The sequence below is a fragment of the Rhodanobacteraceae bacterium genome, assembly GCA_024234055.1.
Taxonomy (GTDB): Bacteria; Pseudomonadota; Gammaproteobacteria; order Xanthomonadales; family SZUA-5; genus JADKFD01.
This window is the reverse complement of sequence record JACKOW010000009.1, coordinates 138,881-152,688: the sequence shown is the minus strand read 5'-3', so window position 1 is coordinate 152,688 and position 13,808 is coordinate 138,881. Positions and strand designations below refer to the sequence as shown.

The window sequence follows — 13,808 nt, the reverse complement described above, 5'->3', positions numbered from 1 at the left end:
GCACGAGGGCACGAAGGCACGAAGGCACGAAGAATCTCAGCCCTGCCTCGCGCCCGCTTTAACGCGCCCTCGTGCCCTCTCGCCCTCGTGCCCTCTCAACAAACCCAGCTCAGCCACCGCACGACCTCAGCGCGGCAGCCGCTCCAGTGCCCGCAGGGCGTCGGCGAAGGCGCTGGCTTCGTCGGAATTCCAGCTGCCACCGAGCATGCGCACCTCGGATTCGACTTCGGCGGCACGTGCACCGCCACTGAGTGCCACCCGCGAAGCGCGCGAATCCAGACCGGCGGCGATCAACTCAAGCACGCCATCATTCAGAGTCACCTGCCGATCCCGCGCATAGTCCTTGATGCGCAGTGCAAGTTTTTCGTCGATGCCCCTGACCAGATAATCCGGCATGTACTGACGCTGTCTCCGTGCGGTCCCAGATCTCAATGCTGCGATGACTGTGCCCATCTGTCCAGAAATCAGACGTGATGGAGCGCACAGCGGGGCCAATCCGGGTCGGTTTGCGGGCAACCGCGCCCGAGCAAGCGCACGGGCCCGCAGCGACCGGCTGATCTCGTAGTCTGTGCAGATGAACGCAGACACCACCCCACCGCAGGACTGGCGCCGGTGTTTACCGGCCGGCGTGCGCCCCTATACCGAATCGGCACCGCTGGCGGCGCTGTTCCTGGGCATTTCCTCCGGCTTCCCCTACGCGATGATCGGGGCCACGCTGACCACGCGACTGGCGCAGGATGGCATCGACAAGAAGGCGGTCACCGCCTTCTCACTGGCCTTCCTGGTCTACAACCTCAAGTTCCTGTGGGCCTGGATCATCGATGGCGTGCGTCTGCCGCTGATCGGCCATCTGGGGCAGCGTGTGTCCTGGCTGTGGGTCACCGGGACGCTGGTGATGGCCGCCGTGATCAATCTGGCGCTGGTCGATCCCAAGGCCAGTCTGTGGGCCACCGCCCAGGCAGCGATCCTGGTCGGCGTGGCCGGCGCCAGTTTCGATATCGTCATCGACGCCTATCGCATCGAGTTGCTGAGCCCGCGTCAACTGGGTGTAGGTGCCGGCATGTCGCAGTACGGCTGGCGCATCGGCTCGGTGGCCGCCGGCGCGCTGGCACTGGTGGTCGCCGAGTCTGCCGGCTGGCAATGGGCCTACGCCGTCTGTGCGGTGTTTGCCTTGCCAGCCATGGTGACCACCCTGTTCATGGGCGAACCCGCGCGCCATCGCGAGCCCGGCCATCGCACAGGCCTCGGGGAGCTCTGGCGTTCAGTCAGCGAGCCGCTGATCGAATTCTTCGCCCGCCGCGGCGCCGTTCTGGTGCTGCTGTTCGTGCTGCTGCACAAGATCGGCGACACCCTGGCCAACCTGACGTTCAGATTGCTCTTCGACGATCTCGGATACACCAATACCGAGATTGCCGCCTACGATGTCGGCATGGGCTTCTGGGCCTATCTGATCGGCATCTTCGTGGGTGGCGCCATGTATGCGCGCATGGGCGTGCGCCGATCGGTGATCTGGTGTCTGTGGCTTATGGCGGTGTCCAACCTGAGTTTTGCCGGCCTGGCCCAGATCGGGCACTCCAATGCCTTCATGGCCGCGGCCATCGGCTTCGAGAACTTTGCCAGCGGCGCCGGCGGTGTCTGCGTGGTCGCCTATTTCTCGGCACTGTGCGATCTGCGCTTCACCGCCAGCCAGTACGCGCTGATCTCGGCTGGCGCCAGCGTGGTCGGTCGCTTCATCACCGGCACCTCTGCCGGCGCCCTGATCCAGTCCCTGGGCTATGTGCAGTTCTATCTGCTGACCACGCTGCTGGCCCTGCCGGGCATCGTGCTGTTCATGCTGCTGGTGCGGCGCGGCTATGTGAACGAGGCCGACGGCGAGAAGCCGGTTTAGGTTGCTGGTTGCTGGTTGCTGGTTGTCGGTTGTCAGACCAGAGCCCGGGCACCGGCCGTGGTAGCCCGCACTGCGCGCAGCGCTGTCCGGGCGGCGATGCCGCTGGACCTCACCCAGCCGGGCTGGCCCGTATTGATCGGGACCGCTCTCCTTCGCGACCTTTCTGCTCTTCCTTCGCGCCCTTCGCGTCCCGCTCCTGGCTCAAACCCGGCTGCAGTGCCTGATCCGCGTCAGCCCTGTTTGGGCCGCAGCCACCAGGCGCCGCCGAGCGCGGCCAGCATCGTGAAGAATCCGCCCAGTGCCGCATAGACATGTGGCCAGATCGGGCCGCGCGCGGCGGGCGCGTAGTGTTGGCAGAGCACGATGGCCAGCACCGTCAGCAAGACGGCCATGGCCAGCGCCAGTCGATCGTAGTGCTGCAACGTTGCCGTGCGCGGCGCGCGGCTAGCAGCGAAGTGGTAGATGCCCATCAGCACCGCCAACAACGGTGCGAGCAACAGGATCCCGACCAGCCCGGTCATGGAGGGCTAGTCGGTCATCGCTGCGCGGAGTTCTGCGAAAGCGGAGCGAAGAGCCTCCAAGTTCTCAAAGGCACGCTCTGAAGGACCCGCCAAGACAGCTACGCGCGCCCCTCCTTCGCTCCACAATTCCTGACCTCGGATATTCAACAATCGACCATCTTGCAGCGCACTCATCGCCGCCGCGCTGGCCTTGGCGTCGACATAACCCACACCGGTCAGCAACAACTCGCCGCTGGCGGCGAAGAACTTGAAGTTGAGCTTGCCGTCGGGCTCCTTGAACTGCACGAAACGCGGCAGTTTGGCTTTCTTGGCCGCTTTGGGCGCCGCGGTGGTTGCCTGCAGGCGGTTCAGAGAGCGCAGACCTACCGCATCGCGCAATCGGGCCAGCAGCGCCCGCGCTTTCGGTCGCAGGCGCTCGGCACCTTGCTGCAGGATAGCTTCGATCTCCTGCGGCCGTGTCACCAAATGGATGTAGCGCTCGCGAGCGGGGCCGAGTTCGGCATCGATGCGCTCGAACACGCGTTGCTTGGCATCACCCCAGGCGATGCCCTCGGCATAATCCTGACGCAGCGCTTCGGTTTCAGCGGCGCTGGCAAAGGCCTGGTAGAGCTGGAACAGCGAGGAGCTCTGCGGATCCTTGGGCTCGCCCGGCGCCTGCGAATTGGTGACCATCGCAAAGATCGACGCCCGCAGCGCCTTGCTGCTGCCCCACAAGGGGATGACGTTGTCGTAGCTCTTGCTCATCTTGCGACCGTCCAGACCCGGCAACACCGCGGTGTGCTCCTCGATGGCGGCCTCGGGCAACGTGAAATAGTCGCCCCCATGCAGATGATTGAAGCGCTGCGCCAGATCGCGGGCGATCTCGATGTGCTGGATCTGGTCGCGCCCCACGGGCACCCGGTGGGCATTGAACATCAGGATGTCGGCGGCCATCAGCACCGGATACAGGTACAGGCCCATGGCGATGCCGTGATCGGCATCCAGACCCGCAGCGACGTTGGCATCGACCGCGGCCTTGTAGGCATGAGCCCGATTCAGCAGCCCCTTGGCGGTCACACAGGACAGCAGCCAGGTCAGCTCGGTGACTTCCGGCAAATCGGACTGGCGGTAGAAGTGCACGCGCGCCGGATCGAGGCCCGCTGCCAGCCAGCTCGCAGCCACTTCCAGTGTCGAACGGTGGACTCGCTCGGCATCGGCAGAGCCGGCGAGCGCATGGTAGTCGGCCAGGAAATAGTAGGACTCGATGCCCGGATCCAGGCTGGCGGCGATGGCCGGCCGGATGGCGCCCACGTAGTTGCCCAGATGCGGAGTACCGGTCGGCTTGATGCCGGTGAGGACGCGAATGCTCATCGGAACCTGCTGAAGGAGGACGATTCGGGAGGCCTGAACCCGGCGCACAGCATGGCGACCGGAATTGCGCGAGCGAATGGTGGGTCGTGAAGGGATCGAACCTTCGACCAAGAGATTAAAAGTCTCCTGCTCTACCGCTGAGCTAACGACCCACTGCAAGCCGGGCGCGGAAGTTTAGGGAAGGGGGGCGGATACGGCAAGCGTTGAAACACGCGGACGGCGTCAAATGACGCCAATCCAACCAATCGCACACCGGCATGCCGGCACCAAGGAAGTCCCGCCGCAGCGACCACGGGGGCAGTCGCTGCGACGGGAACACCAGACCTGCCACCGTGCAGAAGGGGTCCGGGTCCTGTTGCCAGAAACGGATTGTCGGTAGGCAGGTCCGCGAAATAGATGTCGCCAGTGCCTGGAATGTCTCATTCACCTCGCTACCGCCCGACGGACGGTAGCTTTCACGCAGATCGAGCCGAGACCGGCACACGGACGACCTCAGAACCTCAGTCAACCGCTGCCGCCCGCCGGCGTTGATGACCGAAAACCGAAGGAATTCAGCGAATGCGATCGGGATGGGTAGCACTGTTGTTGCTGTGGAATGTGCTCGCCGCCGCGGCGCCACCGTCACCGGGGCTGTATTTCGACCGCGACCGCGATGGCCACGGTCTTGATCTGCAGATCGTAGGCGATCGCGTGGTCGGCACCTTCTTCAGCTTCGCCGACGACGGCCAGCCGGTCTGGTATCTGATCGACGGCAGCTGGTCCGGTGACAGCGGCAACCTCGCCATCAGCGAGTACCGCTACGATCCAGGCGCCAACCCGGCGGCCACGGTGTTTGCGCGCTTTCCCGGTGCCAGTTTGACGCGCGTCAGCGACAGCAATGCCTGCGGCAGCGGCGGCGCCAGACCCGGCGCCAGCGGCCTCTACGACTTCCGCTTCGCCATCGGCGGCGAGGCACTGCGCTGGTGCCTGGAACCGATCGTACCGGCCACCACGGCGCCCGAATCGGCGCTGTCCGGCAGCTGGTTTGGTGGCAACGACGACAGCGGCTGGGGCCTGATCGGCTATTTCTTTGGCGAGGCCGGTGCCACCCGCGCCTTTCACACCCTCTACGTCTACGACGCCGAGGGCAAGCCGCGCTGGGCCTACGCCAGCGACCCGGTCAGCGCCACCGCCTTTGCGCAGCAGTTCCGCTTTGCCCGCGGCTATTGCCGCAGCTGCGCCAGCCAGCCCCTGGTGGTGGCAGACGCCGGACCCGTGTCCCTGCAACTGGTGACACCGCGCAATGATGTCGACAGCAATCGCATCGGCCTGCAGATGGAATACCCCTACGGTGCCGGCGGTCGCTTCGTGCGTGCTGACCACCGACTGGAAATCCTGACGCGCTCGCCCCCTCCGGAAGCCGTGGCCGCCACCCGGGAAGGATTGGTGGCTGGCGAAACCCTGGCATCGGGCAGCACACGCTTCATGGGCATTCCCTATGTGACGCCTCCGCTCGCTGCCCTGCGCTGGCGCGCGCCGCAGCCAGCGCCTGCACGCACACGAGTGTTGACGGCCAACGTCATTGGCCCTGGCTGTCCCCAGAATGCGGTCAGCGACGGCCTCTACAACTCCGGCCTCGGTCGACGCGACGAAGACTGTCTGCAACTCAACATCTGGACACCCGAGTTGCGCGAGGGCGCCGCGATACCGGTGATGGTCTGGATCCATGGCGGCGGCCTGGTACAGGGCTCGGCCGTCGAGCAGCGCCCTGACGGAGGTCTGGTGTACGACGGTGCCACCCTGGCTGACGACGGCGTGGTGCTGGTCTCGATCAACTACCGACTCGGTCCACTGGGCTTTCTGGCGATGTCCGAATTCGCCGGTGAAGCGCCGGATCATCCGAGCGCTGGCAACTATGGGCTGCTCGACCAGATCGCCGCCCTGCAGTGGGTGCGGGACAACATCGCGGCTTTCGGCGGCGATCCCTCCCGCGTCACCATCTTCGGCGAATCGGCCGGAGGCCTGTCGACCTGCGCCCTGCTCTCCAGTCCGCTGGCACGTGGATTGTTTCAGCGCGCGATCATGCAAAGTGGTGGCTGCCGACGGTCGCTGCCGGAACTGGACAGCGCACCGGCAGGACAGAGCAGCGCCTTTGCCCAGGGCGATCGCGTGATCGGTCTGGCCGGATGTGCCGGCGTCAATGACCGCAAGGCCTGCATGCGCGGACTCAGCTGGGAGGCATTGATCGAGGCCACCCACCCGACCGTGGGCTTCGGCCGCAGCGGCGAGACCTTCGGCCATGCCATCGATCGCTACAGCCTGACCGAGGCGCCAGGGCTAGCCATGCAGAACGGCAGTGCTGCCCCGGTGCCCCTGATCGCCGGCATCAATGCCGACGAGCTGACCTCGTTGTTGCCGGTGAGCTCACGGCCTGCGACCGTGGTCGCCTACGAGGAGCTGATCCGCCAGACCTTCCCGAGCATCGCCACGCTGGTGCTGCAGCAGTACCCGGCCAGTGCCTATGCCGAGCCGTGGTACGCCTATGCCGATCTGCTCGACGATCTGCAGTTTGCCTGCCCGGCCGCCGCCTACACGCGCAACCACGCCGCCAACGGCCACCCAACCTGGCGCTATGTCTACACCCATGTGTTTGCCGGACCAAGCGCCGTCTACGGTGCCTTCCATGGCGCCGACATCGGCTTTGTCTTTGGCCCGACGCCGAGCGCCACGGCGGCCGAGGCCGACCTGTCGGCACAGGTGCAAAGGCAATGGACGCGCTTTGCGGCCAGCGGTGACCCCAACGGCGGCAACGACCCGGTGTGGCCGCAGCGACTGGCCAACGATGATGTGGCCATCGAGTTCGACGACCTCAGGCGGGGACTGGTCAGCGACTACCGCAAGAGTTATTGCGATTTCTGGTCGCGCTATGTGGTGTTTTGAAGGCGCGAGGGCGCGAGGGCACGAGGGCACGAGGGCACGGGAAAGGCTGCGGGCTTCGGGCTGTTGTGGGTCCAGACTTGTCTGGACCCACCAGCGACGGCGTTATTGCGCGCCACCTGTGCCGGCACGACTGCCCATGACGTAGCGCGGCTCCGGCGCGCGGCGGATCGGGATGTGCACCAGAGTTGTTCGCGCCGGCGGCCGCGGCCTGGCCTGCCAGGCGCCGCGCGCGTGCCATCGCTGCGCGCAATCCAAGTGGCTGCGCGTGACTTCGCTCTTTGCATGACGCCGCCGGGGCTACAGAAGCATCGCGGCTGAAGCCGCTCCCACAGGAGTGCCGGGACTCTCGCGGCTGAAGCCGCTCCCACAGGGGAGCGTAGGCCGCTGCGTCTGCCTTGGATCGGTCCAGCCCGCATTTCTCGCACCTGCGCGAGCAGATGCCCCCAATTTCCTAGTGGTTCAAGGCGATTCCGAGGCACGCACCAGTCACGGAGTGTTTGGCTGCATCTGCCCGCTTTGCGGACCTCGCGCGTTCTTTGCGACTATCGCTGCGTTGCTCCTCCTCGCCATGGAATCACCATTCCTCGTCGTCGCGCCTTGCGCTAGTCGCAAAGCCCTGCGCGATCTTCCGCAACAGGTGTGAGAAATGCGGGCTAGTGGAAGTTCTTTCCGAGCTTCAGCACATTGCGGCCATCGGCGTGTTCATAGCTGAACTCGTCCATCATCGAACGCACCAGATGGATACCGAGACCGCCGATCTCGCGATCCGGAAGTGGGCTGTCCAGATCGGGAGCCTCGACCTGGGTGGGATCAAAGGCCGGGCCCGCGTGCGCGATGACGGCCCGCAGCACGCTCTTGCCGATGATCAAATCCACCTGCATCGGGTCATTGAGGCTGACACTGCCGTGCATGATGGCGTTGGTGAGCAGCTCGTCGAGCGCCACCTGCATGGCCCGCATCGCTGGCTCGGGCACATCGCCAGCCATGGCTGCGCGCTCAAGGGCATCGTTCACCGCACCAATTTCGGCACGCCCACCCTTGATCCGGAAATTCCAGATCTGAGGTTCAGGCTCGGCAACTGCGGCGCTGCGGCTGAACAAACGCTTGAGCCATTGCCACATCGTTAGCCCTCATTGGTCGGGGAGCGCGGTGCCATCGTGGCCGAAGCCATGAAGCTACGCAAGAGTATCAGTCAGAGCGCCGCAGATGTTCCAGTCGGTAATCAACAATCAGCGGCGCATGATCCGAAAATCGATCTTCCTTGTGGACACGCACGGCAGCGGGTGCCTCGGCCAGATTCGGCGAAGCGAGTTGGTAGTCGATGCGCCACCCCACATCCTTGGCCCAGGCCTGGCCGCGATTGCTCCACCAGGTGTACTCGGCCACATCGGGCTTGAGCTGACGATGGCTGTCGACCCAGCCGCGCTCGACCAGCAGGCGCTCCATCCAGGCGCGCTCTTCGGGCAGGAAGCCCGAGTTCTTCTGGTTGCCGCGCCAGTTCTTCAGGTCGATGGCACGATGGGCGATGTTGTAGTCGCCACAGACGATGTAGCGCCGGCCATCGCCGGCCATGTCCTCGAACTTCTCTGCCAGCCAGTCCAGCGTCTGGAACTTGAATGACTGACGTGGCTCTCCCGAGGACCCCGAGGGCAGGTACAGCGAAACGATTGACAGGTCACCGAAATCGGCCTGCAACCAGCGTCCTTCGGCATCGAACTCGGCTCGACCGATGCCTTCCACCAGACGATCGGGGCGACGAGGCAAATACAGGGCAACGCCGCTGTAGCCCTTGGCCTGTGCATCAACGAAGTATCCGGTGTATCCGGGAATGGAGAAATCCTGCTTCAAACGCTCGGGCTCCTGCAGGCGGGTTTCCTGCAGGGCGATGACGTCGGCGTTCTGTTCGGCCAGCCACGGCAGCACGCCCTTGCGCGCCGCTGATCGCAGGCCATTCAGATTGAGACTGATGATGCGCATGACCACCACTGGATCGCTTCAGAACCGGACGCAGGCTAGCAGCCTGCCGGAAGCGAAGGAAATCGGCAGCCAGCGCATCTCAGCCGAAGCGCCCGGGCGGCTAGTCGGGTCGGACCAGTCGCGTGCCCGACAACAGTCCTCGTTCGGTGCAGCTGATGCCCGCGGTCGGGTACTCCAGGGTCGTCCGATAATTGATGCTCACGGCATGGTCGACGATGCGCATCTGTTCCACCTCGAAACTGCCAAAGCTCACCGGGGCGCTATTGCCATCGCGGCAGGCAATCAGGCCTTCGCCATGAATCATCGAACCGGCCTGGGTGAAGTTGCCGTCAGTCCAGTCACAGAACACGCCTTCCCCACCCAGGATGGTGGTGGTGACCCGGGTATCGCGGATCGCGCTGGCAACGATGTCGAACTCAGCGGGAAACACATAGCTGCCGATCTCGGGGCTGTTGTCACAACTGAACACCGCCACCTGGGAGCCGAAATAGATGCCGTCCATACCGAGATTGGCATAGCTGATGCGCTGGATCGGGCGCATGGCGGTCACCCCGTCGATGGTGTAGCTGACGGTGGCCTCGTTGAAACCGGTGAAATGCAAGGTCATGCTGCCGGCATTGCGCGGCAGCACAGCGGCCGGGTTGAACAGACCGAAAAGCGGCGGGCCGGTCACCTCAAACAGCGTTCCGGTGAAGAACTCCTCGCTGCCACGCGGTGCGTTCGACAGCAGATACCAGACCGGTTTGCCGTCGGCCCGGTAGTGGAACATCACTGCAGAGATGACATCGCCCTGGTGCAGCACCATCAGTCCCCAACCACTTTCGTCGGGCAGCCACCACATGTCCTGATAGTTGCGAGTAGCCAGGGCCGGCCACGCCGCCAGGGCCAGAACCAGTGCCAGAAACAGACTACGCCAGCGCGCCATGGCCATCTCTCCAGATAAGTCCGACGCTTGATTATGCGCCGCTCGGTGCGGTCGATCTGCCAATTGCGACACGCCGATCTCACCCGCGGACCAGGGTGCACGACGGCGATTCATGGCGGTTGCCTGAACAGGATCTGCGCAGCCGCCAGGAATTCAGCTGCAGCGAACCTTGAGCAACGCCCCGATCGCCATGCTCGCGCCTGCCTCGCAACCCGCGTGGGCGCAGTCCTCAGCCAACGTCGGGAGCCCAAGTGCGTCAGCGTGCAGCAAGACCGTCATCGACGAGACCCTTGTCACCCGCCCGGATTGCCGCCTGGACCGGCACCCTGGTTCTGCACACGCTGATCATCGGCAACCTCTGGCGCGACACCGCGGTGCGCCCGGCGCTGGTCGAGCGCAACGCGTTGACCGTGGACATCGCCCTCATCGAAACCCCGGAACCGCCGCCACCACCAACCCCGGCGACCAATCCGCAGGCGGCACCAGCTTCAGCGCAGGCGGCCAGGGCCAGGCCGAAAGTCGCAGCCGCAAGGACGCGCCCAGTGGCAACCGCTGCCGAGCCCGCGCTGATCCTGCCTGATCCGGTATCACCCAGCCTGCGCCTGGAACAGAGCCGGGTGGCCGTGGCTGCCGAGATCGCTAAGGAAAATGCGCCCAAACGCCGGGCCTTCGCCGGTCGCTCCATCGACGCCATGCTGCCCGGCGCCGACACCGGAAAACTCCCCGGCTTCCGTCCGCAGACCGTGGAAGAAAGCAACGGACTGGCGCGCCAGATCGGACAAATGTTGAGCGCGGGCGTACCCAGCGCCGCGGTCGACTACCACGCCCCGCTGGATCTGCTCACCGAAGGCTGGGAGAACCGCCACCACAGCAGCGACCAGGCCGAATGCGATCGACGCTACGCCCAGTTCGAATCCGATCTGCGCCACCAGCTCTGCGGCGACGTGCGGCCGCCGAAGTGAGGTCTTGGGTTGCTGGTTGTCGGTTGCTGGTTCGGGGGGTGCGACCGGGACTCTTACCAAACATGCGCTAGACCATGGATGTATCGAGCTTGGGAAGAAGGGGCAAGGGGCAGGGGTCCAACCTCGGCGCAGGATCTGACCGTGCGGCGACCTGGGTCCCCTGCCCCCTGCCCCCTGCCCCCTGTTTGATGCTCGAACAAAACGCACCGCCAGCGGCGACCAGGATTCCCACCGACAACCGACAACCGACAACCAGCAACCACCCGCCCGAACCAACACTCCACATCCCAGCGCGTAGACTGCGGGGCGTTTCCAAGGCCCCATTGATCATGACCCAGACTCGACCCAGTTCACGCCAGCCCGACCAGATGCGTCCGGTGAGCTTCGAACGCAACTACACCCGTCACGCCGAAGGCTCGGTGCTGGTGAGCTTCGGCCACACCCGCGTGCTCTGCACCGCCAGCGTCGACGACCGTTCGCCGCCGTGGCTGCGCGGCACCGGCGAGGGCTGGGTGACGGCCGAGTACAGCATGCTGCCTCGGGCCACCCATACGCGCTCGGCGCGCGAGGTGGTCAAGGGCGCTCCGGGGGGTCGCACCCACGAAATCCAGCGTCTGATCGGGCGCTCGCTGCGCGCCGTCGTCGATCGTCGGGCGCTGGGCGAGCGACAGATCATCCTCGATTGCGATGTGTTGCAGGCCGATGGCGGTACCCGCACCGCGGCCATCACCGGCGCCTACGTGGCCCTGGTCGATGCCACCCGCAAGATGCTCAAGAACAAGATGATCAGCAAGGATCCGATCCACGGTCAGGTGGCGGCGGTTTCGGTCGGCATCTGGAAGAGCATCCCGGTACTGGACCTGGATTACACCGAGGACTCGGACTGCGAGACTGACATGAACGTGGTACTCAATGACGGCATGGGCTTTATCGAACTGCAGGGCACGGCCGAGGGTCATGCCTTCCGTCAGGACGAGCTGGACGTGATGCTGGCGCTGGCACGCAAGGGCGCCGCCGAGTTGCACGCAGCGCAGCGGGAGGCTCTGGCCCGTGACTGACTGGCGCGACGTGGTGCTGGCCAGCCACAACCAGCACAAGCTGGAGGAGCTGCGCAGCCTGCTCGCCGATCTGCCCTGGCGTCTGCACGGTGCCGGTGAGCTGGCCATTCCCGAGCCGGACGAGCCGGCCTGTACCTTTGTCGAGAATGCCCTGATCAAGGCCCGCCACGCCGCCCGTCTGAGCGGCCGCTGGGCACTCGCCGACGATAGCGGCATCGTCGTCGACGCTCTGGCTGGCGCTCCCGGCGTGCACAGCGCCCGCTTTGCCGGGCCCAAGGCCGATGCGAAGGCCAACATCGACAAGCTGCTCAAGGCTACCGAGACGCTCGAAGGCGCCGCCCGCAGCTGCCGTTTCGTCTGCGTGATCGTGTTGATGCGATCGGCTGACGACCCGTCGCCGATCATTGCCGAAGGCGTCTGGACCGGTCGCCTCTCACGCATTCCGCGCGGCAAGGGCGGCTTCGGCTATGACCCGGTGTTTCTGGATGCCTCCAGCGGCCTCAGCGCAGCTGAACTCAGCCCCGAGCAGAAGCACACCCTCAGCCATCGCGGCAAGGCCCTGGCCCAGCTGCGCGCACGCCTGGCCGGCTGATCGTCACACACTCGTGGGAGCAGCTTCAGCCGCGACGGGTCTTGCACCACTGTGGGAGTCCCGGGTGCCCCTGGCGGTGCGCTTATTCGCGCGACAAACGGTCGGCGATCTCGGGGGCCATATTTTTTGTCCGCAAAGGACGCAAAGGACGCGAAGATCCAAAGGACGTCCGGCTGTGCGCGATCTCTGGCGACACCACCAGCTGACATCTTGGAGTAGCTCTACTTTGCGTCCTTTGCGTCCTTTGCGGAAAATGTCTTGATTCAGATACTTGCGACATGTTTGGTGAAAGCGGCTTCAGCCGCGAATGGTCTTGCGGACCGATCGCGGACAAAGGCCGCTCCCACAGAATCACGGAGTAATTGAGCACAGCCGCAGATGATGACGCCCATCAACCCCGCCAACATCCCGCTGTCACTGTACGTGCATCTGCCCTGGTGCGTGCGCAAGTGTCCTTATTGCGATTTCAACTCGCATCAGCGCCCCGCCGCATTGCCCGAGGACGCCTATGTAGATGCCCTGATCGCCGATCTGGCGCTGGAGGCACCGCTGGCGCTCGGCCGTCCACTCGAATCGATCTTCTTCGGGGGCGGCACACCCAGCCTGTTCAGCGCCCGTGGTATCGGCCGCATTCTTGATGCCGTGCGCGCGTCGCTGAGGCTGCAACCCACATGCGAAATCACCCTGGAAACCAATCCCGGCACGGCTGAGTTCGACCGCTTCGAAGGTTATCTGGGCGCCGGCGTCAATCGTCTGTCTTTCGGCATGCAGAGCTTCGACGACGACAAGCTCAAGCGTCTGGGTCGCATCCACGGCGCCGATGAAGCGCGTAGCGCCTACGTCATGGCCCGCAAGGCCGGTTTCGACAACATCAACATCGATCTGATGTATGGCTTGCCTGGCCAATCCGTGGCGCAGGCCGTGCGCGACTTGCGCACCGCCCTGGCGCTGGAGCCCGAGCACCTGTCGCACTACCAACTGACACTGGAGCCACAGACGGTCTTTGCCCGCACGCCACCCACCGATCTACCCGATGAAGAGGCGCTCGCCGACATGCTGGACGAGTGCCAGCCGCTGCTGGCGGCGGCCAGCTTCGAGCACTACGAGGTCTCGGCCTATGCCCAAGCCGGCAAACGCTCCCGGCACAACGAGAACTACTGGTTGTTCGGCGACTACCTCGCCGTGGGCGCGGGCGCCCACTCCAAGGTCAGCGCCGCCGATGGTCAGGTGCGCCGACGCGTACGCCAACGCACGCCCAGCTTCTACCTGCAGCAAGCTGGCAGCAGCCGGGCCTGGAGTGAGGATCGCAACGTCGAGCAGCACGAACTCGGCTTCGAGTTCATGCTCAACGCGCTGCGCCTGAAGCAGGGCTTCGCGGAACAGTTGTATCGGCAACGAACCGGGCGCCAGCTCGAGAGTGAAGCCGGCTACCAGCGCGCACTGGCCCGCGATCTGTTGCACCATGACGATGGCCGTGTGCGGGTCAGTGAACTCGGTTTTCGTTTCCTCAATGACGTGGTCGCTGGCTTCCTGCCGGCGCTGTCCAAGCGCTGATCCGTGTTGCTTGTGGCTGCCAGCTTCGCAGTTGTCCGGCGATCATCCAATCAACACTCACC

Annotated in this window: 12 protein-coding genes and 1 tRNA gene; 6 read left to right on the top strand and 7 right to left on the bottom strand. The window is 64.9% G+C overall.

Annotation, left to right across the window (positions count from 1 at the left end; all coding sequences use genetic code 11):
* Positions 1-126: 126 nt before the first annotated feature.
* On the bottom strand, positions 127-396 hold the full coding sequence (locus H7A19_15245; protein ID MCP5476185.1) for a hypothetical protein: 270 nt from the start codon (positions 394-396) through the stop codon (positions 127-129).
* Between the two features lie 178 nt (positions 397-574).
* Here H7A19_15245 and H7A19_15240 point away from each other — a divergent pair, with 178 nt between their 5' ends.
* A complete protein-coding gene (locus tag H7A19_15240; GenBank protein ID MCP5476184.1) occupies positions 575-1,888 on the top strand; it encodes an MFS transporter in 1,314 nt (437 codons plus the stop codon).
* Positions 1,889-2,118: 230 nt separating this feature from the next.
* On the opposite strand, the gene H7A19_15235 is transcribed toward H7A19_15240, so the two are convergent.
* The 3 genes from H7A19_15235 to H7A19_15225 form a co-directional block, all read right to left on the bottom strand.
* Positions 2,119-2,409 carry a hypothetical protein gene (locus tag H7A19_15235; protein MCP5476183.1) on the bottom strand — a complete coding sequence of 97 codons (291 nt, stop codon included), beginning with the start codon at positions 2,407-2,409 and terminating at the stop codon, positions 2,119-2,121.
* 6 nt (positions 2,410-2,415) lie between these two features.
* Positions 2,416-3,759, bottom strand: a complete 1,344-nt coding sequence (locus H7A19_15230; protein ID MCP5476182.1) for a tryptophan--tRNA ligase — start codon at positions 3,757-3,759, stop codon at positions 2,416-2,418.
* A gap of 77 nt (positions 3,760-3,836) precedes the next feature.
* Positions 3,837-3,911: transfer RNA gene (locus H7A19_15225), tRNA-Lys, on the bottom strand.
* Positions 3,912-4,317: 406 nt separating this feature from the next.
* Here H7A19_15225 and H7A19_15220 point away from each other — a divergent pair.
* The gene (locus H7A19_15220; GenBank protein MCP5476181.1) at positions 4,318-6,678 is read left to right on the top strand and encodes a carboxylesterase family protein; all 2,361 of its coding nucleotides are present in this window, start codon (positions 4,318-4,320) and stop codon (positions 6,676-6,678) included.
* A gap of 653 nt (positions 6,679-7,331) precedes the next feature.
* Here the strand turns inward: H7A19_15220 and H7A19_15215 are convergent.
* From H7A19_15215 to H7A19_15205, 3 genes are all read right to left on the bottom strand, one after another.
* Positions 7,332-7,799: an ATP-binding protein gene (locus H7A19_15215; GenBank protein ID MCP5476180.1), complete on the bottom strand. Its 468-nt coding sequence runs from the start codon at positions 7,797-7,799 to the stop codon at positions 7,332-7,334.
* Between the two features lie 67 nt (positions 7,800-7,866).
* Positions 7,867-8,655 (bottom strand): exodeoxyribonuclease III, encoded by a 789-nt coding sequence (xth, locus tag H7A19_15210; protein MCP5476179.1) that lies wholly within the window; start codon positions 8,653-8,655, stop codon positions 7,867-7,869.
* Between the two features lie 100 nt (positions 8,656-8,755).
* A complete protein-coding gene (locus tag H7A19_15205; GenBank protein MCP5476178.1) occupies positions 8,756-9,580 on the bottom strand; it encodes a hypothetical protein in 825 nt (274 codons plus the stop codon).
* A 290-nt stretch (positions 9,581-9,870) separates the two neighbouring features.
* Between H7A19_15205 and H7A19_15200 the strand changes: the two genes are divergently transcribed.
* The 4 genes from H7A19_15200 to hemW all read left to right on the top strand — a co-directional run bounded on the left by H7A19_15200 (position 9,871) and on the right by hemW (position 13,746).
* Positions 9,871-10,542 (top strand): hypothetical protein, encoded by a 672-nt coding sequence (locus H7A19_15200; protein ID MCP5476177.1) that lies wholly within the window; start codon positions 9,871-9,873, stop codon positions 10,540-10,542.
* Between the two features lie 329 nt (positions 10,543-10,871).
* Positions 10,872-11,600 (top strand): ribonuclease PH, encoded by a 729-nt coding sequence (gene rph, locus H7A19_15195; GenBank protein MCP5476176.1) that lies wholly within the window; start codon positions 10,872-10,874, stop codon positions 11,598-11,600.
* Positions 11,593-12,192, top strand: a complete 600-nt coding sequence (gene rdgB, locus H7A19_15190; protein ID MCP5476175.1) for an RdgB/HAM1 family non-canonical purine NTP pyrophosphatase — start codon at positions 11,593-11,595, stop codon at positions 12,190-12,192. Before rph ends, rdgB begins: the two co-directional genes overlap by 8 nt.
* A gap of 381 nt (positions 12,193-12,573) precedes the next feature.
* Positions 12,574-13,746 (top strand): radical SAM family heme chaperone HemW, encoded by a 1,173-nt coding sequence (gene hemW, locus H7A19_15185; GenBank protein MCP5476174.1) that lies wholly within the window; start codon positions 12,574-12,576, stop codon positions 13,744-13,746.
* Positions 13,747-13,808 lie beyond the last annotated feature (62 nt).

Bases quoted from the DNA above. Each gene is read 5' to 3' on its own strand.
- H7A19_15220 (MCP5476181.1), top strand. From the start codon at position 4,318: ATGCGATCGGGATGGGTAGCACTGTTGTTGCTGTGGAATGTGCTCGCC.
- H7A19_15245 (MCP5476185.1), bottom strand. From the start codon at position 396: ATGCCGGATTATCTGGTCAGGGGCATCGACGAAAAACTTGCACTGCGC.
- rph (MCP5476176.1), top strand. From the start codon at position 10,872: ATGACCCAGACTCGACCCAGTTCACGCCAGCCCGACCAGATGCGTCCG.
- H7A19_15240 (MCP5476184.1), top strand. From the start codon at position 575: ATGAACGCAGACACCACCCCACCGCAGGACTGGCGCCGGTGTTTACCG.
- xth (MCP5476179.1), bottom strand. From the start codon at position 8,655: ATGCGCATCATCAGTCTCAATCTGAATGGCCTGCGATCAGCGGCGCGC.
- H7A19_15205 (MCP5476178.1), bottom strand. From the start codon at position 9,580: ATGGCGCGCTGGCGTAGTCTGTTTCTGGCACTGGTTCTGGCCCTGGCG.
- H7A19_15235 (MCP5476183.1), bottom strand. From the start codon at position 2,409: ATGACCGGGCTGGTCGGGATCCTGTTGCTCGCACCGTTGTTGGCGGTG.
- hemW (MCP5476174.1), top strand. From the start codon at position 12,574: ATGACGCCCATCAACCCCGCCAACATCCCGCTGTCACTGTACGTGCAT.
- H7A19_15230 (MCP5476182.1), bottom strand. From the start codon at position 3,759: ATGAGCATTCGCGTCCTCACCGGCATCAAGCCGACCGGTACTCCGCAT.
- H7A19_15215 (MCP5476180.1), bottom strand. From the start codon at position 7,799: ATGTGGCAATGGCTCAAGCGTTTGTTCAGCCGCAGCGCCGCAGTTGCC.